16 protein-coding genes are annotated in these 18,506 nt (G+C 72.7%); 5 read left to right on the forward strand and 11 right to left on the reverse strand.

What is annotated here, in order from left to right; translation table 11 throughout:
• The first annotated feature begins 112 nt into the window (after window positions 1–112).
• Complete coding sequence (locus tag ACIQOU_RS01855; protein ID WP_401533607.1) at window positions 113–1,177, forward strand: LacI family DNA-binding transcriptional regulator; 1,065 nt, start codon at window positions 113–115, stop codon at window positions 1,175–1,177.
• On the opposite strand, the gene ACIQOU_RS01860 is transcribed toward ACIQOU_RS01855, so the two are convergent.
• From ACIQOU_RS01860 to ACIQOU_RS01875, 4 genes are read right to left on the reverse strand one after another with little or no spacing between them, the layout of a single operon-like run.
• Window positions 1,140–2,531, reverse strand: a complete 1,392-nt coding sequence (locus ACIQOU_RS01860) for a glycoside hydrolase family 32 protein (RefSeq protein WP_401533022.1) — start codon at window positions 2,529–2,531, stop codon at window positions 1,140–1,142. The genes ACIQOU_RS01855 and ACIQOU_RS01860 overlap by 38 nt on opposite strands.
• A complete protein-coding gene (locus ACIQOU_RS01865; protein WP_401533024.1) occupies window positions 2,528–3,382 on the reverse strand; it encodes a carbohydrate ABC transporter permease in 855 nt (284 codons plus the stop codon). Before ACIQOU_RS01865 ends, ACIQOU_RS01860 begins: the two co-directional genes overlap by 4 nt.
• Before the next feature lie 13 nt (window positions 3,383–3,395).
• Window positions 3,396–4,346 carry a carbohydrate ABC transporter permease gene (locus ACIQOU_RS01870; protein WP_401533025.1) on the reverse strand — a complete coding sequence of 317 codons (951 nt, stop codon included), beginning with the start codon at window positions 4,344–4,346 and terminating at the stop codon, window positions 3,396–3,398.
• Complete coding sequence (locus ACIQOU_RS01875) at window positions 4,343–5,752, reverse strand: extracellular solute-binding protein (protein ID WP_401533027.1); 1,410 nt, start codon at window positions 5,750–5,752, stop codon at window positions 4,343–4,345. Before ACIQOU_RS01875 ends, ACIQOU_RS01870 begins: the two co-directional genes overlap by 4 nt.
• Window positions 5,753–5,974: 222 nt before the next feature.
• Between ACIQOU_RS01875 and ACIQOU_RS01880 the strand changes: the two genes are divergently transcribed.
• Window positions 5,975–7,558, forward strand: a complete 1,584-nt coding sequence (locus ACIQOU_RS01880; RefSeq protein ID WP_401533028.1) for a glycoside hydrolase family 32 protein — start codon at window positions 5,975–5,977, stop codon at window positions 7,556–7,558.
• 10 nt (window positions 7,559–7,568) lie between these two features.
• Here ACIQOU_RS01880 and ACIQOU_RS01885 read toward each other — a convergent pair whose 3' ends face one another.
• The 6 genes from ACIQOU_RS01885 to ACIQOU_RS01910 all read right to left on the reverse strand — a co-directional run bounded on the left by ACIQOU_RS01885 (window position 7,569) and on the right by ACIQOU_RS01910 (window position 13,311).
• Window positions 7,569–8,264, reverse strand: coding sequence for a GntR family transcriptional regulator (locus ACIQOU_RS01885; protein WP_401533029.1), 696 nt, complete (start codon window positions 8,262–8,264; stop codon window positions 7,569–7,571).
• An 81-nt stretch (window positions 8,265–8,345) separates the two neighbouring features.
• Window positions 8,346–9,347, reverse strand: coding sequence for a proline racemase family protein (locus ACIQOU_RS01890; protein WP_401533030.1), 1,002 nt, complete (start codon window positions 9,345–9,347; stop codon window positions 8,346–8,348).
• A 33-nt stretch (window positions 9,348–9,380) separates the two neighbouring features.
• Window positions 9,381–10,277 (reverse strand): dihydrodipicolinate synthase family protein, encoded by an 897-nt coding sequence (locus ACIQOU_RS01895; protein WP_401533031.1) that lies wholly within the window; start codon window positions 10,275–10,277, stop codon window positions 9,381–9,383.
• Between the two features lie 31 nt (window positions 10,278–10,308).
• A complete protein-coding gene (locus ACIQOU_RS01900) occupies window positions 10,309–11,850 on the reverse strand; it encodes an FAD-dependent oxidoreductase (RefSeq protein ID WP_401533032.1) in 1,542 nt (513 codons plus the stop codon).
• Window positions 11,843–12,145, reverse strand: coding sequence for a (2Fe-2S)-binding protein (locus ACIQOU_RS01905; protein ID WP_401533033.1), 303 nt, complete (start codon window positions 12,143–12,145; stop codon window positions 11,843–11,845). Before ACIQOU_RS01905 ends, ACIQOU_RS01900 begins: the two co-directional genes overlap by 8 nt.
• Window positions 12,142–13,311, reverse strand: a complete 1,170-nt coding sequence (locus ACIQOU_RS01910; protein ID WP_401533035.1) for an NAD(P)/FAD-dependent oxidoreductase — start codon at window positions 13,309–13,311, stop codon at window positions 12,142–12,144. Before ACIQOU_RS01910 ends, ACIQOU_RS01905 begins: the two co-directional genes overlap by 4 nt.
• Before the next feature lie 171 nt (window positions 13,312–13,482).
• Here ACIQOU_RS01910 and ACIQOU_RS01915 point away from each other — a divergent pair, with 171 nt between their 5' ends.
• Window positions 13,483–14,853, forward strand: a complete 1,371-nt coding sequence (locus ACIQOU_RS01915) for a diacylglycerol/lipid kinase family protein (RefSeq protein WP_401533036.1) — start codon at window positions 13,483–13,485, stop codon at window positions 14,851–14,853.
• A 6-nt stretch (window positions 14,854–14,859) separates the two neighbouring features.
• On the opposite strand, the gene ACIQOU_RS01920 is transcribed toward ACIQOU_RS01915, so the two are convergent.
• Window positions 14,860–15,846: a cytochrome c oxidase assembly protein gene (locus tag ACIQOU_RS01920; RefSeq protein WP_401533037.1), complete on the reverse strand. Its 987-nt coding sequence runs from the start codon at window positions 15,844–15,846 to the stop codon at window positions 14,860–14,862.
• A 319-nt stretch (window positions 15,847–16,165) separates the two neighbouring features.
• Between ACIQOU_RS01920 and ACIQOU_RS01925 the strand changes: the two genes are divergently transcribed.
• Both ACIQOU_RS01925 and ACIQOU_RS01930 read left to right on the forward strand, forming a co-directional pair.
• Complete coding sequence (locus ACIQOU_RS01925) at window positions 16,166–17,281, forward strand: GNAT family N-acetyltransferase (protein ID WP_401533038.1); 1,116 nt, start codon at window positions 16,166–16,168, stop codon at window positions 17,279–17,281.
• A 112-nt stretch (window positions 17,282–17,393) separates the two neighbouring features.
• Window positions 17,394–18,377 (forward strand): alpha/beta fold hydrolase, encoded by a 984-nt coding sequence (locus ACIQOU_RS01930; protein ID WP_401533040.1) that lies wholly within the window; start codon window positions 17,394–17,396, stop codon window positions 18,375–18,377.
• Window positions 18,378–18,506 lie beyond the last annotated feature (129 nt).

Here is an 18,506-nt window from a genome sequence, read left to right on the forward strand (position 1 = left end):
GAGCGGACGACCATGCCGTGCGGGCTGAGGGTCTGCTGTGTGCCGTGGCGCTTCGCGCGGATAGGGTGGACGGTGATCGACAAGGACGAGCGGGGTGAGAACGGCGGACGGCGTGGGCGGTGCCGAGGAGAGCAGGAACACGGGCACCGGGCGCCCGACGTCACGGGACGTCGCCCGGATCGCAGGCGTGTCGCACACCGCGGTGTCCTTCGTGTTCAACGGCCGCGCCGAGGGCAACCTCTCGCCCGCCACCCAGGAACGCATCCGGCAGGCCGCGGCCCGGCTCGGCTACCGCCCCGACCCGGTGGCCCGCGGTCTGCGCCGACGCCGTACGGCCGTGATCGGGCTGGTCACCGACGAGATCGCGTCCTCGCCGTTCGCCGGTCGGCTGCTGCGCGGCGCCATGGAGACCGCCTGGGACAGCGACCACCTCGTGCTCACCGTCGACTCCGGCGGCGACCCGGCCAAGGAGGACGCGGCCGTCGCGGAACTGCTCGACCGGCGGGTGGACGGCATCATCTACGCGGCCATGTCACTGCGCCGGGTCCGCGTCCCCGAGGGCCTGCACCGCGTCCACTCCGTGCTGGCCAACTGCCTGCCCGAGGACGACTCCCTGCCCGCCGTGGTCCCCGCCGAACGCGCCGGTGGCCGCACCGCCGCCCGGCTGCTGCTCGGCGCCGGCCACCGCCGGCTCGCCGTGATCGGCGGGGGCGGCGACATCGCCTCGGCGGAACGCACCCGCGGCTTCCGGGACGCGCTGCGCGCCGAGGGCGTCACCGTGCCCGGGGAGTGGATCGTGCGCGGCGGCGGGGAGATCTCCGCGGGCCACGCGGGGGCGCTGCGCCTGCTCGACGGGGTCGAGCCGGGCCGTCGCCCCACAGGCGTCCTCTGCTACAACGACCGGGTCGCGGCGGGCGTCCTGCACGCCGCGACCCGGCTCGGGATCGACGTACCCGCCGATCTGTCGGTGGTCGGTTACGACGACCAGGAGCACATGGCCGCGTTCCTCACCCCGCCGCTCACCTCCGTCGCGCTGCCGCACCGGGCGATGGGCGAGGCGGCGGCCCGGCTGCTCCTGGACGCCATCGAGTCCGGCCGTACACCGCCCGCGACCGTCAGGCGGCTGGCCTGCCCCGTGGTCAGCCGCGCCTCCGTGGGTCCGGCGCCCACCCGGTGACCTGGGCACCCGGACCGTCGACGACCAGCTCGGCGACGTCGCCGGGGCGCCGGTAGACACGCTCGGTGACCATGGCCCGGTCCGCGACGAACAGTTCGAGGAGCGAGCCGTCGACGAGCAGCCGCAGTGCGAGTTCCGGCGCCCTCGGCACCTGCACGGTGATCGGGTCGGAGCCTTCCCTGCCGGTCCGGGGCCAGGCCTCGCGGTCGAGGACGACGGTCCCCGCGGCCGGGTCCACCCGGACGGTCACCTCCCGCCCCGCCGGGTCCCGGAGCAGACTCACCGTCGTCGGCGCGCACGCGGTGACCGTCAGGTCGTACGCGTCGGGAAGCGGAACCCGGCCCGGCGCGGTGACGAACGGCTCGGCCGGACGCAGCAGGTCCACCTCCGGCGCCGGACTCACCCGCAGACGGCCGTCCGGGTGGACGTCGACGACCCGGGGCATGGTGAGGACGCCCGCCCAACCGGCCCGGAGCGTCTCCTCCTCCGGGCGGGACTCCCACGACCAGCCCCACAGCAGGGCCCGGTCCGGCTCCTGGAACACGGCCGGCGCGTAGAAGTCCCGCCCGTGGTCGAGCCGGCCACCGGTGCGCGGCGCGAACCTCAACCCGCCCTGCCCATCGGCCTCCAGACGACCCGTCAGATACGCGGTGGAGCAGGGATCTCCGTCCCACAGGGACACCAGGAGCACATGGTCGCCGCCCGCCGTCCGGTACAGGTGCGGGCACTCCCAGCCCACCGACTTGTCGCCGAACACGTCCGAGGCCACCGGGTCCCCGCCGTCCAGCAGCACACCGGCGAAACGCCAGTCGGTGAGGTCGTCGCAGTCGTAGAGCAGCACCGACGGCGTCCCGTCGGCGTGCCCGGCCCCGACGAGGGCCCAGCGCCGGTCCGCGCAGTGGAAGACGAACGGGTCGCGGAACATCACCACGTCCAGCCCCGGCGGCGGCCCCGTCACGACCGGCGTCGGCAGCGGCTTCCACTCGGTCAGCAGCTCGTCGTCGGGGTCCGCCGCCCGCGCCAGGCAGATGGTGCCGAGCCCGACGTGGGTACGGTCGACTCCCGTGTACACGGCGGTCGGTGTACCGGCGTCGTCGATCACGCACCCCGACCAGCAGCCGGACTCGTCCGGGCCGCCCGGCGTCGGCGTGAGCGCGATCGGATGGTGCTCCCAGTCGACGAGATCGCGGCTGGAGGCGTGCCCCCAGTGGACGTTCGCGTGCACCGGGGCAGCCGGGTTGTGCTGGTAGAAGAGGTGCTGACGGCCACGCCAACGGAACGGGCCGTTGGGGTCGTTGATCCAGTTCGCCGCCGGACGGACCCGGAAACGAGGCGCGTGGGGGTCGTTGCTCACCGGTTGACTCCTGCCGAGGTGATGCCCTCACGCAGAGGGCGTTGGCCGACGACGAACACGGCGACGGCGGGAAGCATCGAGAGCACGACCCCGGCCAGGACCACCGAGATGGACCCGGTGCCGAGGTTGCCCTGAAGGGAGACCAGACCCAGCGGAAGCGTGTAGTTCTGGCTGGAGGTCTCCAGGATCAGCGGACGGAAGAACTCGTTCCAGTGGTAGTTGAAGGCCAGCACGCCGATGATCGCCAGGCCGGGTGTGGCCAGCGGCGCGTACACCGAGCGGAAGATCCGCCAGGGCCCCGCGCCGTCCAGCATGGCCGCCTCGCCCAGGTCCTTCGGCATGCCGAGGAAGTACTGGCGCATCAGGAACGTGCCGAAGGCGGTCGGGAAGGCCGGGATGATCAGGCCGAGGAGCGTGTCGGCGAGACCCATCGACTTCAGCTCAAGGAACACCGGCACGATGGTGACCTGCAACGGCACCATCATGGTCGCCAGGACCAGGCCGAACAGCGGCTTCTTGAAACGGAACTCCAGGCGCGCGAAGGCGTATCCGGCCAGCCCCGCCGTGATCATCTGGCCGACCGCGATCAGCGCCGTCACCAGCGCGGAGTTCAGGGCCAGCAGCCACACGTCGATCTGCCCGAAGACCCCGCGGTAGGCCGCGACCGTCGGGTGCGCCGGGATGATCTGCGGGGGCAGGTCGAAGGACTCGGCCGGAGTGCGCAGCGAGGTGGCGACGGTCCAGATGACCGGGCCCAGCGTCAGCAGGGCGCACCCGGCCAGCACGGCGATCCGGGCCCAGGGGGCCAGTGAGTGACGTGCGCGGCTCAGGGTCGGGATTGCTTGGCTCATGCGGCTCACCGGATCACTGGTAGTGGACGAAACGCCGGCTGAGCCGGAACTGGAGGGCGGTGACCGCCATGATCAGCGCGAAGAGCAGCACGCCCACCGCGGACGCCTCGCCGAAGTCGAGCTGCTCGAAGGCCTTCTGGTAGATCACCATCACCACGGTCCGGGTGGAGTCACCGGGGCCGCCGTCGGTGAGGACATAGGGCTGTTCGAAGACTTGCAGGGCGTTGATGATGCCGACCACCGACGCGACGAGCAGCGTCGGCGACAGCAGCGGCAGCGTGATGGCGAGGTGCTTGCGCAGACCGGTCGCGCCGTCGAGGGCGGAGGCCTCGTGGATCTCCTTGGGGATGTTGTTCAGACCGCCGACGAACAGCAGGAACGAGAAGCCGAACTGCTGCCAGACGTAGACCAGGATCACCGTGACCATCGCCGCGTGCTCCGAGGTCAGCCAGGGCACGGGCGCGACACCGACCAGGCCGATCAGCCAGTTCACCACCCCGAAGTCCTGGTTGAACAGGTACTTCATCACCACCGAGATCGACGCGGCGGACAGGACGAGCGGGAAGAAGAACGCCGAACGGAACATCGACCGCAGCCACACCGGCATCCGCCCGTTCAGCGCGAGCGCCAGCGTCAGCGCGATCAGCAGTTGCAGCGTGACCGCGAGGACCATGAACAGGAGCGTGTTGCGGAAGGAGATCAGGACGGTCGAATCCGTGAACGTCGTGCGGTAGTTGGCGCCGCCGACGAAACGGGGCGGGTCGATCACGTTCCAGTGGAACAGGCTCAGCACGACGGACCCGATGATCGGCACCACCGTGAAGACGACGATGCCGACGACCGTGGGCGCCAGGAACAGCGTGGCCAGCAGCCGGGTGCCGCGGTCGCGGACGGACGGCCGCACGGCGGGCGCGGACGGTGCGGCGGGCCGTGGACGTGCGGCCGGGATCTGGGTGTTCGTCATACCTCACGCTCCATGGCCTGCTCCAGGTCGCCCTGCATCCGGCGCAGCGCGGGTCCCACCGCGCGCGGCGCGGCCAGCGCGGTGCCGGTGTACTTGAGCAGGACGTCGGTCACCTCGGCGACCTGCGGCGGCGCCGGGATCGGGCCGGTGTCGGGGAACCGGTCGAGGGTGTCGTAGAAGACCTTCCAGTGCGCCGGGCCGCTCGCGGCGTAACGCGAGGCAGTCAGCATCGAACGCCGGGCCGGGGTGGTCTGGTTGGTCCGGAACAGCCGGGTCATGGTCTCCTTGCGGGCCACGTACTTGATGAACTCCCAGGCCGCTTCCTGCTTCTTCGAGGTGCGCAGCAGCGCGTAGCCCGCCGCCCCGAACTGGTGGCGCTGGGTACGCCAGCGCGGGAAGTACTGCACGTCGAAGTCGGTGTCCCGCATGCCGGCCAGTTGCAGACCGCCCGCCCAGAAACCGCCCGCCGGTGTGACACCGACGCGGCCGGTGGAGAACACGCCGACCAGATTGGTGCCGTTGCCGCCCTCGGGGCGGGTGCACAGGTTCTCCTGGACGAGGGACGCGAGATAGTCGTACGCCTCCTCGACCCGGTCGGCGGTGGCCTGCGGGGTCGTCCAGCGGAAACCGCCGCCGCGCCCCTTCCGGTCGGCGGCCGGGTAGAAGGCGTCCCACAGCCACGAACCGCCGGGCGCCTTCGACTCCTTGAGCAGGTTGGTGCCGTTCGCGAAGAGCCAGGGCACCACGCCGCCCCACAGCCGGTTGGTCCAGAAGTACGGCGTGAAGTGCGAGCCGCCGTGGCGTTTCAGCGTCCGCAGCAGCGCGGTGAAGTCGTCGCGGCTCCAGTCGGCCGCCGGGAACTCCGCGCCCGCCCGCTTGAGCACCTGCTTGTTGAGGTACATGTCGGCGGCGTTGAACTCCAGCGGCAACTGGTAGAGGCTGCCCTCGTACATCATCGACTCCACCAGCGAGGGGTGGACGTCGGCGAAGTACTCACGCAGTTCCGCCGCGTCCCGGCGCACCCAGTGGTCCAGGGGCATGCCCAGCCGCTGGGCGAACAACTGCACGCCCTCGGTGGCCACATACACCAGGTCGGGGGCGGTGCCCGCGGCGATCTGGGTGAGGATCTTCGAGAAGAAGTCCGACCAGTCGAGGGCCTGCACCGCGTTCACCCGCAACGGGATGTCGGGGTGGAGCCGGTGGAAACCCCGGGTGAGGTCCTCGACGGTGGCCGGGTCGAGGGCGGAGCCGAGGGTGGCGACGACGAGGGAGCCGTCGTCGCGGCCGGGGATGTCGGCTCCCGTGAGCCGGTCCCAGCTCGCGGCGGTCCCGGCCAGGGCGGCTGCTCCGGTCCCGTACGCGCCGTACCGCAGCAGTGCGCGGCGGGGGAGGTGCGAGTCAGTCATCAAACGGGCCTAACTCGTGTTAGATCAGGGTCGATGACCCAGATGATGTGAACCGGACAGCGGACCTGTCAAGGGTCGGGAACGCTTGACCTTTAACGAGTTAGGTCTACAGTCCTCGTTCACATGGGCTGATTTTCCCGCCCTTCGCGTAGTGAGCCGCACTCGCGTGTGTGATGAGCCGCCATGGGCCTGCATGGGCCGCCACGAGAGGAACGATGTGCCATGCCCGGAACGTCGGGATTTTCCAGGAGATCGCTGTTCGCGGGATCGGCCGCGGGCACCGCCGCCGCGCTGCTGTCCACCGGGGTGGCCACGGCCGCCCCGAAGCCCGGGGGCACGGGCAAGAAGGACGTCACGTCCGCGGCGAGCGGGGCGAGTTACCGCGCCGGGTACCACTTCACGGTCCCCGACCAGTGGAAGAACGACCCGCAGCGGCCCGTCTGGATCGACGGCGAGTACCGCTACTACTACCTCTACAACGCCGACTACTTCACCGGCGTCGTCGGCACCGCGTGGCGCCTGGCCACCACCACGGACCTGGTCTCCTTCACCGACCGCGGGGTCGCCGCGGCCAAGGACACCACGTCCAACGGCGATCTCTGGTCGGGTTCGGCGGTGGTCGACACCGGCAACACCGCCGGGTTCGGCGCGGGCGCGGTCGTCATCATCGTCACCATGTCCCCCGGCGACGGCACCGACGCGCAGGCGCAGTTCCTGTACTACTCGACCGACGGCGGTCTCACCTTCGCCCCCCACGGCACCGACCCCGTCCTGGCCAACCCCGGCGTCGCCGACTTCCGCGACCCCAAGGTGATCCGGGACGAGGACCGGGGCCGCTGGGTGATGGCCCTCGCCGAGAACGACAAGGTCGGCTTCTACCACTCCGACGACCTGAAGTCCTGGACGTACGTGAGCGGTTTTGTCCATGACGGCATCGGCGTCCTGGAGTGCCCCGACCTGTTCCGCATCACCGCCGGCGACGGCACCGTGAAATGGGTGCTCGGCGTGAGCGCCAACGGGAAAAGCTCGGGGCTGCCCAACACGTACGCCTACTGGACGGGTTCCTTCGACGGCAGCACGTTCACCGCCGACGCCAGCGACCCGCAGTGGCTCGACCACGGCTGGGACTGGTACGCCGCCGTCACCTTCGAGAAGCGGGACGCGAGCGGCGCGGTGGACGCCGCCGCCCGGTACGCGCTCGGCTGGGTGAACAACTGGGACTACGCCGACACCACCCCCACCATCGACTGCGACGGCTTCAACGGCACCGACTCCGTCGTGCGCGAACTCGCCCTGACGAAGGCGTCCGACGGCACCTACTACCTCGCCTCCCGGCCCGTCGCAGGCCTCGACGCGCATGTCTCGCGCACCGTGGACCTGGGCGACGTGACCGTGGACGGCACGAAGGTGCTCGACTACACCGGGGTCTCCTACGAGGTGACGACCGAGATCACCTGGTCCGAACTCACCGGCGCCGGGCTCCAGTTGAGGCGCTCGCCCAGCGGTGGTCGGCACATCGACGCCGGGGTCTACGACGACTACGTCTTCCTCAACCGACGGAACACGGTGAACGCCGACACGTCCGGCAGCTACCAGGAGAGCCACACCCCGTTCGACCCGTCCACCGGCACGGTGAAGCTGCGCATCCTGGTGGACCGCACGTCGGTGGAGATGTTCGTCGACGACGGCCGGTACGTGCACACCAGTCAGGTGTTCCCGTACCTGCTGGACACGCGGCTGGCGCTGTTCACGATCGGCGGCAGCGCGGTGTTCCGCAACACGGTGATACGCGAGTTCTCGGTGTGAGACCGGCGCGTCAGTCCTGGGCCGCCCACTTCCCCCTGACGTGTCCGAGGTGCCGGGTCATGATCGCGTGCACGGCCTCCTCGTCGCGGCCGACGAGGGCGTCGAGCAGGTCGAGGTGCTCCGTCGCCGAGGAGCGCAGGCGGCCCGCCTCGACCAGCGCGGTCAGGCCGTAGAGGCGGGAGCGCCCGCGCAGGTCGGCGACGACCGCGACCAGGTGGGCGTTGCCGGCCAGCGCGAGCAGGGCGAGATGGAAGCGGGTGTCGGCCTCGACATAGGCGATGAGGTCACCGGCCACGGCGGCGGTGACGATCTCCTGGGCGGCCGGGCGCAACGCCTCCAGCGAGGCGGGCGGCGCGGTCCTGGCCAGGGCGACGGTGGTGGGGATCTCGATGAGCGCACGGACGTGGGTGTACTCGTCGAGCTGCTTCCCGGAGACCTCGGTGACACGGAAGCCCTTGTTGGGCACGGTGTCGACCAGGCCTTCCTTGGCCAGATCGAGCAGGGCCTCGCGGACCGGCGTCGCGGAGACGCCGAACCGGGCGGCGAGGGTCGGCGCGGAGTACACCTCGCCCGCCCGCAGTTCACCGGCGATCAGCGCGGCCCGCAGCGCGTCGGCGACCCGCTCGCGGTAGCTGCTCCGCCTGCCGCCGAGCACGGGCAGGGCGGGAGCGTCGGCGGCCGGTGAGCCGGTGGGCTGGGCGGGCATGGGGGTCTCCTGGGCAGGCGGTGCGGGTGTACGGGCGTGCGGGGTTCGGCGGGTGTACGGGGTTCGGCGGGTGTGCGGGGGTCAGAGGACGAAGCCCGCGGGGAAGGGGTCGGTGGGGTCGAGGAGGTACTGGGCGGTGCCGGTGATCCAGGCGCGGCCGGTGAAGCTGGGCAGCACGGCGGGCCGGCCGGCGACCTCGGTGGTGCCGAGGAGACGGCCGGTGAAACGGGTGCCGATGAAGGACTCGTTGACGAACTCGGTGTGCAGCGGGAGTTCGCCGCGGGCGTGGAGCTGGGCCATGCGGGCGCTGGTCCCGGTGCCGCACGGGGAACGGTCGAACCAGCCGGGGTGGATGGCCATCGCGTGCCGGGAGTGCCGGGCGGTGGCGCCGGGCGCGATCAGGTGCACGTGATGGCAGCCGCGGATGCTCGGGTCCTCGGGATGGACGGGCTCCGCCTCGGAGTTGATCGCGTCCATCAGCGAGAGGCCCGCGGTGAGGATGTCGTCCTTGCGGGCGCGGTCGAAGGGCAGGCCGAACTCCTCCAACGGCAGGATGGCGTAGAAGTTGCCGCCGTACGCGAGGTCGTAGGTCACCGTCCGCCCGTCCGGCAGCGTGGCCCTGCGGTCCAGGCCGACGGAGAAGGACGGGACGTTGTGCAGGGTCACGTTCCTCGCGGCACCGTCCTCCACCGCGACCTCGGCGACGACGAGCCCGGCGGGGGTGTCAAGGCGGATCGTGGTCACCGGCTCGACGACCTCGACCATGCCGGTCTCGACGAGGACGGTCGCGACGCCGATCGTGCCGTGACCGCACATCGGGAGGTAGCCGGAGACCTCGATGTAGAGGACGCCCCAGTCGCAGTCGGGCCGGGTCGGCGGCTGGAGGACCGCCCCGCTCATGGCGGAGTGCCCGCGCGGCTCGTTCATCAGCAACTGCTTGATGTCGTCCCGGTGTTCACGGAAGTACAGCCGCCGCTCGTTCATCGTCGCGCCGGGGATCGTGCCGATGCCGCCGGTGATCACGCGGGTGGGCATGCCCTCGGTGTGGGAGTCGACGGCGTGCAGGACGAGTGTGCTGCGCATGGCTCCTCTTTCCCTCTGGTCGCGTCGGCCGGGTTACGCCAGGCCTGCCGCGAGGGCCTTCTCGGTGGCCGCGCGGACGGTCGCCTCCTGATCGGCCAGGAGCGGGACCCGGGGCGGACGGCAGGGTCCGCCGTGGCGGCCCACGATGTCCATGGACAACTTGATCGCCTGGACGAACTCGACGCGGGAGTCCCAGCGCAGCAGCGGATGCAGCTGCCGGTAAAGGGGAGTCGCGGTCTCCAGGTCGCCCGCGAGAGCGGCACGGTACAACGCGACCGAGGCGCGGGGAAGAGCGTTGGGGTAACCGGCGACCCAGCCCTTGGCGCCGGCGACGGCGAGTTCCAGCAGGACGTCGTCCGCGCCGATCAACAGGTCCAGTTCGGGGGCGAGTTCGGCGAGCCGGTAGGCACGGCGGACGTCACCCGAGAACTCCTTGACCGCGTGGATGTACCCCTCGCCGTGCAGGGTCGCCAGCAGCTCCGGCACGAGGTCGACCTTGGTGTCGATCGGGTTGTTGTACGCCACGACCGGCACGCCCGCCTCGGCGACCTCCGCGTAGTGGGCGACGACGGAACGCTCGTCGGCACGGTAGGCGTTGGGCGGCAGCAGCATCACGGCGGCGCAGCCCGCCTCGCGTGCCTGCTCGGCCCAGCGCCGGGACTCCGCCGAGCCGTAGGCGGCGACCCCCGGCATCACCCGGGAGCCGCCGATCGCCGCGACGGCGGTCTCGACGACCTTGGCCCGTTCATCGGGGGTGAGGACCTGGTACTCGCCGAGCGAGCCGTTCGGAACGACGCCGTCGCAGCCGTTCTCGACCAGCCAGGCGCAGTGCTCGGCGTACCGGTCGTGGTCGACGGAGAGGTCGTCGCGCAGGGGGAGCGCGGTGGCGACGAGAACGCCGCGCCAGGGGCGTTGCCGGGGGTCGGTCATGGTGGCCTCTTTCCGGGGAGGGCGTGACAGGTCAGGGGGTGCCGTTGTCGGCTTGTCGACAGTCCAGCTCGGGGCGGGAGGTGTCGTCGCCGGTCTGTCCGGCGAGTACGCCGAGCGGGACCGGTCGGGCGAACGGACGTCTCATCGCCGTTTCGGCGCACCCGGACAACCCGGCGACGGCGGGTCCGCACATCCGTCCCTGGCACCAGCCCATCCCCGCCCGGGTCAGCAGCTTGACGGTGCGCAGGTCACCGGCCCCGAGGTCGGCGACGGCCGCCCGCACGGTGCCCGCGGTGACCTCCTCGCACCGGCAGACCACGGTGTCGTCGGTGATCCGCTCCGCCCATCCGGCGGGCGGCGCGTAGACCGGGCCGAGCGCGGCGGAGAACGTCCGCAGGGCCGCCCGGCGTCGCGACGCGGCCGCCCACGTCCGTGGATCAGGGGTGCCCCCGGTCAACCGGGCCGCCGCGCAGCGCCCGGCGATGTGGCCCTCGGCGAGGGCGAGGGGCGCGCCGCCGATCCCGGTGGCCTCGCCCGCGGCCCAGACGCCGGGGACGTCGGTGCGCTGTTCGTCGTCGACGCGGACGGCGACCCCGTCGAGGCCGCAGCCCAGGGTCTCGGCGAGATCGGTGTGCGGCAGCATGCCGTGGCCGACGGCGAGGGCGTCGCAGTCGATCCGGCGTTCACTGCCCGGGCGGACGCGGCCGTCGGGGGTGAGGGCGGCGACGGTCACGCCGTCGAGACGGTCGGCGCCGTGGGCCTCGATCACCGTGTGCCGGACCAGGACGGGGACCCGGTGCCGCAGCAGCCGGGCCGCGTAACCGGCGCCCTCGGCGAGTGTGCCGGGCCGCGCTGCCAGGGCGCCGGGGCTGCGGGCGAGGGCGCGGGGATCGGCGGACTCCACCAGCGCCGCGACCCGCGCTCCGGCCGCCGCGAGCCCGGTCGCGACCGGCAACAGCAGCGGACCGGTCCCGGCGACGACGACCGTACGGCCCGGCAGCACCAGCCCGCCCTTGAGCATGGCCTGCGCCCCGCCCGCGCTGAGCACCCCGGGAAGCGTCCAGCCCGGGAACGGCAGCACCTTCTCGTAGCCGCCGGTGGCGAGCAGCACGGCGTCCGCCCGCACCGCGACGCCCTGTTCCTGGCGGGGACCGAGCAGCGCGTGCACGGTGAAGGCGCCGGTGAACTCGTCGTCCGGGTCGCCCTGTTGGCCGTTGGGGCGGGGCTGTTCGGCCTCCGTGCCGTACCGGCCGTCCGACCCGTCGAGCCGTCCCCGCCCGCCCGTATCCCGCTCCACGCACCACACATGGTGGTCCTTGAGGTGGGTGATGTGTCCCGCCGCGAGGTGGCTGTCCAGGGCGGCTCGGAGGCGTTGCCAGGTGCGCCACCGGTGGTGCAGGGCCTGGGGGCGGCGGGCCCCCAGTGCGAGGGCGGGGCTGCGGTAGAACTGGCCGCCCGCCTCCGGCGCCGCGTCGACCAGCGTGACGCGGACGCCGTGGGTGACGGCGGCCAGAGCTGCGGCGACGCCCGCGGGACCGGCGCCGATCACCGCGAGGTGCGGGCGGTCAGTCATCGCGGCCGGTCCCCGCCTGGGTGCGGATGGCGTCGCCCGGTGCCACGGGCAGCAGACAAGCGCGTTGATCGGTACGGTCGTTGACCGTCACCAGACAGTCGAAGCACACGCCGATCCCGCAGAACACCCCGCGCGGACGGCCCTGTTCACGAGTGGTGCGCCAGGCGACCACCCCCGCCGACCACAGCGCGGCGGCGACCGTCTGACCGGGCAGCGCCGGGATCTCGCGGCCGTCGAAGGTGACGGTGAAGGAAGGGCCGGGCCGGGCGTCGGCCAGGCGCCGGGGCGATTTCATGCGCACTCCTGCTCGGCGGGGGCGGGGAAGCGGTCCGGGCGGAACGGCGTCAGATCGAGGTCGGGAGGCCGGCCGGTGAGCGCCTGGGCGATCAGGTGCCCGGTGCCGGTCGCGAGGCCGATACCGGCGCCCTCGTGACCGCACGCGTGGAACAGACCGGGGACGCGCGGATCGGGGCCGATGGCGGGCAGATGGTCGGGGAGGTAGGGACGGAAACCGAGGTAGGAGCGCACGGCGTGGACCCGGGCGAGGAAGGGGAACAGCCGGGTCGCGCCGGACGCCAGCGCGCGGACGACGGGGAGCGAGAACGACCGGTCGAACCCGACCCGTTCGCGGCTGGAGCCGATGAGCACAGGCCCGGCCGCCGTTCCCTCGACGACCGGTGAGGTCTGGAGAGCGGCCGAGTCGCTGGCGACGTCGGCGACATAGTCGGCGGCGTACACCTTGTGATGGATCAGGCGCGGGAGAGGCTCGGTGACCAGGACGAAACCCCGGCGGGGGAGCACCGGCAGATGGACACCGGCGAGGGAGGCCACCGCGCCGCCCCAGGTGCCGGCCGCGTTCACCACCGCCGGCGCGTGGATCTCCCCCCGGTCGGTGGCGACGCCCCGGACGGCGCCGTCGGCACCCCGCAGAACGCCGGTCACCGTCCGGCCGGTCTCCAGGCGGGCGCCCGAGGCGCGGACCACGTGGGCGGCGGCCAGAGTCGGCATGACCTGGGCGTCCTGCGGATACAGCACACCCCCGGCGACGGCGGGGGAGAGGTGGGGTTCCAGCTCGCGCAGCCGGTCGGGACCGACGGACACCGCGTCGACGCCGGCCGCGCGCTGACCGGCGGCGAAGTGGTCCAGCGCGGCCAGCGACGAGGGCTCCGAGGCGACCACGACACCGCCCTTGGGCTCGTACTCGAAGGCCGGGCCGAGCGCCGGTTCGGCGGCCAGGTCGGACCACAACCGGCTGGAGAGCAGGGCGAGTTCCAGCTCAGGGCCGGGTTCCTTGTCGGAGACCAGGAGGTTGCCCTCGCCCGCGCCGGTCGTGCCGCCGGCCACCGGACCCCGGTCCACCACCATCACGTCCAGACCGGCCCGGGCGGCGTACAGGGCGCAGGCCGCGCCCGTCATACCCGCCCCGACCACCACGACATCGCAGGTCGGTCGAGAGGTCACGCCAGTACTATGTCACATAGCAGATACCCCGGGAAGGGCTCACGACTAGCCGACGGCGGCCGGGGTAACTGGTGATCGGACGGCGGCGCGTGAGACCTTGAGGCTCTTCAGTCGCACCACAGGGGCCCGCCGTGGGCCCGCGTGCTCGTTCTTTCCCGAGGTGGAGGGCCCGTGTATTCCGTGACGGCTGCCGAGCGGTCGCATCACCGACAGGCCTGGGCCGCACGCGGCGCGCTGGCCGCCGCGGGCCTCGCCGCCCTGCTGCCGCTCCTGTACGGCGGCCTGGTGGGCCTGCTGCTGCTCGCGGCCGGTGTCGTGGGCCTCGCCCTCACCGCCGTCGGCCTGTGGTGGGTGCTGTCGCGCCGGGGTGCGGCCCGGGTCGCCGCCGCCGGGCTCGCCGTCGCCGCGCCGCTCGGGGTCATGGTGCTCTTCACGCGGGCCCACCTGCTGTGGGTGCTGGTGCTGTCCGCGCTGCTGTGGTGCGGGGCGGTCGCCAGCGGGCGGTACGCGCTGCGCAGCACGGGACTGCGCCGGGTCAGGGTCAAGGAGTACCGGACGCCCGCGCCGCAGCGGCCGTTCCTGCTCCTCAACCCGCGTTCGGGCGGTGGGAAGGTGGAGAAGTTCTCGGTGCGGGAGAAGGCCGAGCGGCTCGGCGCCCGGGTCGTGCTGCTCGACGCGGAGCAGCACCAGGACGTCGCCGCCCTCGCCCGGGAGGCCGTGGCCGACGGCGCCGATCTGCTCGGGGTGGCGGGCGGCGACGGCACCCAGGCGCTGGTCGCCGCCGTGGCCGCCGAGCACGGGCTGCCGTTCCTCGTCATCTCGGCCGGTACCCGCAACCACTTCGCGATGGACCTCGGCCTGGACCGGGACGATCCCGCCGCCTGTCTGGACGCGCTCACCGACGGGGTCGAACTGCGGGTGGACCTCGGGTTCGCCGACGACCGGCCGTTCGTCAACAACGCGTCCTTCGGGGCGTACGGCACGGTCGTGCAGAGCCCCGGGTACCGGGACTCCAAGGTGGGCACCGCGCTGGAGGTGCTGCCCGACCTGCTGTCCCGCCAGCGCGGGCCGCGGCTGACCGTCCGGGCCGGCGATTCCGTCTTCGCCGACCCGCAGGCCGTGCTCGTCAGCAACAACCCCTACCGGACCGACGACCCCCTCGGCTTCGGCCGCCGCGAGCGGCTGAACTCCGGCACGCTGGGCGTCCTCGCGCTCAAGGTCGACAGCGCGGTGGAGGCCGCCGAACTGCTCCTCGACCCGCAGCCGCAGGGGTTCGGCAAGCTCACCGCGACCGAGGTGGTGATCGAGGCGGACGAGCCGACGCTGGAGGTCGGTCTCGACGGCGAGGCGCTGACCCTGTCGGCGCCGGTCCGCTGCCGCGTCGCCCGCCGCGCCCTGCGCGTGCGCGTCCCCCGGGACCGTCCCGGCGTGCCCGAGCTGCCGCCGCGCCTGGACTGGCGGCGGCTGCGCAAGCTCGCGGCGGCCGTCAGCCGTACCGCCGTTCCGGTCCGCAGCCCGCGTGCCGGGAAGCCGTCGGACTGACGGGCGTCACTGCCTGAACCGCCGGGCGACCTCGCTGTTCTCCGTCTCCCACCAGGGGCGCACCAGGTCCGGGGCCGTGGCGGACACGGGCGAGCACGACGGGGCGGGTGCGGGTGCGGGCGGCGCGGGGACGAGTTCGCTGTCGAGGCGGTGGTCCAGGGCAGCCGTCTCGGCGCGTTCCGCGCGGGCCCACTGGGCGAGGACGGCCAGCAGGAACGGCAGCGCCACCAGCTCCGCGACGCTGATCATGGCGCCGCCGCCGACCTGCTGGTCGTGCCGGACGTCGGGGGACCAGGCCGGGTGGTGGCGCAGGTACCAGGCGCCGGCGATCAGGGTGGAGTGGGTGAGGACGACGATGCCGGGGACGGCGTCGATGATCCCGTCCAGGAAGACCAGCGCCGCCCGCACCGGGTGGGTGCACCAGGTGGGCAGCGCCTGTTCGCGGGTGAGGACCGGCACGACGAACAGGCAGCCGGCCAGCAGCAGATGGAGGTACATCAGCTGGTGCAGCCAGCCGACGCGCAGCGCCGTCGCGAAGTAGGGCGTGAAGTAGACGGTCAGCTCGGTCGTCAGCACCAGCACCGTACTGACCAGCGGGAACGTCAGCAGACGCACCAGGCGCCCGGTCAGCGCCCGGCCCGGTCGGCCGGACCGGGGCGCGGGCAGCGCCGTCAGCGCCAGCCGGAGCGGGTCGCCCAGCGCCAGGCCGAGCGGGGCGATCAGGTCGAGCAGGATGTTCTGGAGGGCGGCGGGCCAGAACAGCACCCGGTCGTAGACGGCGAGCGACGACATCGTGGCCACGACGATCGTGCCGAGCCCCGCGACGGCGAACGCGGCGACCCGCGCCACCGGCCAGCGTTCGCCCCGGCGCCGCAGCCGCAGTACGCCCCAGCCGTACAGACCGCCCAGCAGCAGCACCAGCAGCAGCGCCGGGACGTCCCACTGCCAGGTGGAGAGGAGCCGTCCCGTGGTGAGTTCCGGCAGACTCCCCATGACCCACGTACCTCCACGACGACCGACGGCGGCCCCGTCACGCGCGCGACCCGCACCGGCACGGCTCGGACCCGCACCGAGCAGGCACGCTACGCCGACGGCTTCATACCAGCCTCCTACCTGTTTCCTACCGAATGGGAGGGTCCCGGAGGACGCTGGACCACGCCGTCTCCTCCACGGCGGACCGAGGCGGCCGACACCCTTGACAACATGCGTACTGTTTCGCGACGTTTGGTCACTGCCGGGCAGTTCGCGGCGCGACGGCCGACCGCGGCCGGAGCGTGCCGCGCGGAGCCTGCGAGAGGGCGGATGATCTGACGTGGACGTGACGATCCACCGGTTCGACGAGCTGAGCACCGCACTGCGGGCGGCATGGCACCGGGCGATGGACGAGTCGCCCGCGTACGGAAACCCGTTCCTGGCACCGGAGTTCGCGAGCGGAGTCGCCCGGCACCGGGGCGGGGCACGGTGCGCGGTGCTGCGCGAGAACGGCGAACCGGTCGGCTTCCTCCCCTACGAGCGCACGGTGTGGGGCGTCGGCCGGGCCATCGGGCTCGGTCTGTCGGACTGTCAGGCCCTCGTCCACCGGCCCGGGGTGACCTGGGACGCCCATGAACTGCTGCGCGCCTGCGGGCTCTCGCTCTTCGAGTTCGACCATCTCGTGGCGGAACAAGGGCCGTTCAGCCGCCATGTCACCGGCACCTTCGCCTCGCCGGTGATCGACCTCAAGCCGGACGAGAGCGGATACGCCCCGTGGCTGCGCGGCGCCTACCCGGGCCTCGCGAAGACGACGTTGAAGAAGGAGCGCCGACTCGGGCGGGACATAGGGGAGTTCAGGTTCGAGTTCGACGAACGGGACCCGGCGCTGCTGCGCACCCTGATGCGCTGGAAGTCCGCCCAGTACCGCAGGACCGGCCGCATGGACCGGTTCGCCCGGCCCTGGATCGTCGACCTGGTCGACCACCTCTTCCAGGTCCGCGAGGACCACTTCACCGGCGTCCTGTCCGTGCTGTACGCCGGTGACCGCCCGGTCGCCGCCCACTTCGGGCCCCGTTCGCGCACGGTGCTCGCCGCCTGGTTCACCGCGTACGACCCCGAACTGCATTACTACTCGCCCGGCCTGATGATGCATCTGCGCACCGCCGAGGCCGCCGCCCGGCATGGCGTGACCGTGCTCGACCTGGGGCGCGGCGACAAGGAGTACAAGGACTGGCTCAAGACCCGGGAACTGCGGGTCGGCGAGGGCTTCGCGACCCGCCCGCACCCGGTGTCCACCGCGCACCGGCTGTGGCGCGGCCCGGTCCGCGGCCTGCGCAACACGGTCAACGCCCACCCGGGCCTGCGCGCTCCCGCCGACCGCCTCCTCAAGGCCGTCGGCACCCTGCGCACCTCCCGCCCCCTGCGCCCCGGCGGCACGGACACCCCGGCCCGCTGACACTTTTGCCGAAGCGGCAAGGCGCCTCGCGGGGAGAGCGGGCGGCGCAGGATGATCGGCGTTCAGGTCCTGGCCGCCCGGCGCCCGCGCGCCCCCGCCCCGGAGGAACCCCATGTCACCGACGTCCGACGCCGACCGCACCCACCGGCTGGTGCCCTCACCGGCCGGCCGCACCCACCTCGTCGAGCAGGGCGAGGGGCCGCTCGTGCTGCTCGTGCACGGGTTCCCCGAGTCCTGGTACTCGTGGCGCCACCAGCTGCCCGCGCTGGCCGCCGCCGGATACCGCGCGGTCGCGCCCGACGTGCGCGGATACGGCCGTTCCTCCAAACCGGCGGCGGTGGACGCGTACCGCCTGCCCGACCTGGTCGCCGACCAGGTCGCCGTCGTGGAGGCCCTCGGGGAACGCGACGCGGTGATCGTCGGCCACGACTGGGGCGCGGGCATCGCCGGTGCCTGCGCGCTGCTGCGCCCGGACGTGTTCCGCGCGGTCGGCCTGCTGAGCGTCCCCTACACGCCGCCCGGCGGCCCGAAGCCCAGCGAGGTGTTCGCGGCGATGGGCGGCGGCGAGGAGGAACTGTACGTCTCCTACTTCCAGGAGCCGGGCCGCGCCGAGGCGGAGATCGAACCCGACGTGCGCGGCTGGCTCGCCGGTGTCTACGCGGCCCTGTCCGCCGACACCATGCCCCCGCCGGAAGCCCCCGACCCGCACTTCGTGACCCGGGGCGCCACCCTGCGCGAACGGTTTCCCCGAGGCCGCCTGCCGCACTGGCTCGGTGAACATGAACTCGACGTCTACGCGGGGGAGTTCGAGCGCAGCGGCCTGACCGGCGCCCTGAACCGGTACCGGAACATGGACCGCGACTGGGAGGACCTGGCCGACCTGCACGGCGCCCCGATCCGCCAGCCCTCGCTGTTCCTGGGCGGTTCGCTGGACGCGTCCACCACCTGGCTGGCCGACGCCATCGAGGCCTACCCCACCACCCTGCCCGGCCTCACCGCCTCGCAGCTGCTCGACTGCGGCCACTGGATTCAGCAGGAACGCCCCGAGGAGACCAACCGCCTCCTCATCGACTGGCTCACGTCCCTCGACACCTGAGCCGCCACCACTGAGCCCTGTCCACGCGCCCGGCGAGCAACAGCCCCTGGACGCCGCCGTGTTGACCCGGGCCACGGGACACGAGCCGCGCGCCCCGGCACCCTGCCCGGCGAGGCGGGCAGGACGCCG

The organism is Streptomyces sp. NPDC091279, from assembly GCF_044757465.1.
Taxonomy (GTDB): Bacteria; Actinomycetota; Actinomycetes; order Streptomycetales; family Streptomycetaceae; genus Streptomyces.

What these genes read in the sequence shown, in the direction of transcription:
- ACIQOU_RS01865 (WP_401533024.1), bottom strand. Translation starts at nt 3,382, where the DNA reads ATGAGCCAAGCAATCCCGACCCTGAGCCGCGCACGTCACTCACTGGCC.
- ACIQOU_RS01870 (WP_401533025.1), bottom strand. Translation starts at nt 4,346, where the DNA reads ATGACGAACACCCAGATCCCGGCCGCACGTCCACGGCCCGCCGCACCG.
- ACIQOU_RS01875 (WP_401533027.1), bottom strand. Translation starts at nt 5,752, where the DNA reads ATGACTGACTCGCACCTCCCCCGCCGCGCACTGCTGCGGTACGGCGCG.
- ACIQOU_RS01880 (WP_401533028.1), top strand. Translation starts at nt 5,975, where the DNA reads ATGCCCGGAACGTCGGGATTTTCCAGGAGATCGCTGTTCGCGGGATCG.
- ACIQOU_RS01885 (WP_401533029.1), bottom strand. Translation starts at nt 8,264, where the DNA reads ATGCCCGCCCAGCCCACCGGCTCACCGGCCGCCGACGCTCCCGCCCTG.
- ACIQOU_RS01890 (WP_401533030.1), bottom strand. Translation starts at nt 9,347, where the DNA reads ATGCGCAGCACACTCGTCCTGCACGCCGTCGACTCCCACACCGAGGGC.
- ACIQOU_RS01895 (WP_401533031.1), bottom strand. Translation starts at nt 10,277, where the DNA reads ATGACCGACCCCCGGCAACGCCCCTGGCGCGGCGTTCTCGTCGCCACC.
- ACIQOU_RS01900 (WP_401533032.1), bottom strand. Translation starts at nt 11,850, where the DNA reads ATGACTGACCGCCCGCACCTCGCGGTGATCGGCGCCGGTCCCGCGGGC.
- ACIQOU_RS01905 (WP_401533033.1), bottom strand. Translation starts at nt 12,145, where the DNA reads ATGAAATCGCCCCGGCGCCTGGCCGACGCCCGGCCCGGCCCTTCCTTC.
- ACIQOU_RS01920 (WP_401533037.1), bottom strand. Translation starts at nt 15,846, where the DNA reads ATGGGGAGTCTGCCGGAACTCACCACGGGACGGCTCCTCTCCACCTGG.
- ACIQOU_RS01930 (WP_401533040.1), top strand. Translation starts at nt 17,394, where the DNA reads ATGTCACCGACGTCCGACGCCGACCGCACCCACCGGCTGGTGCCCTCA.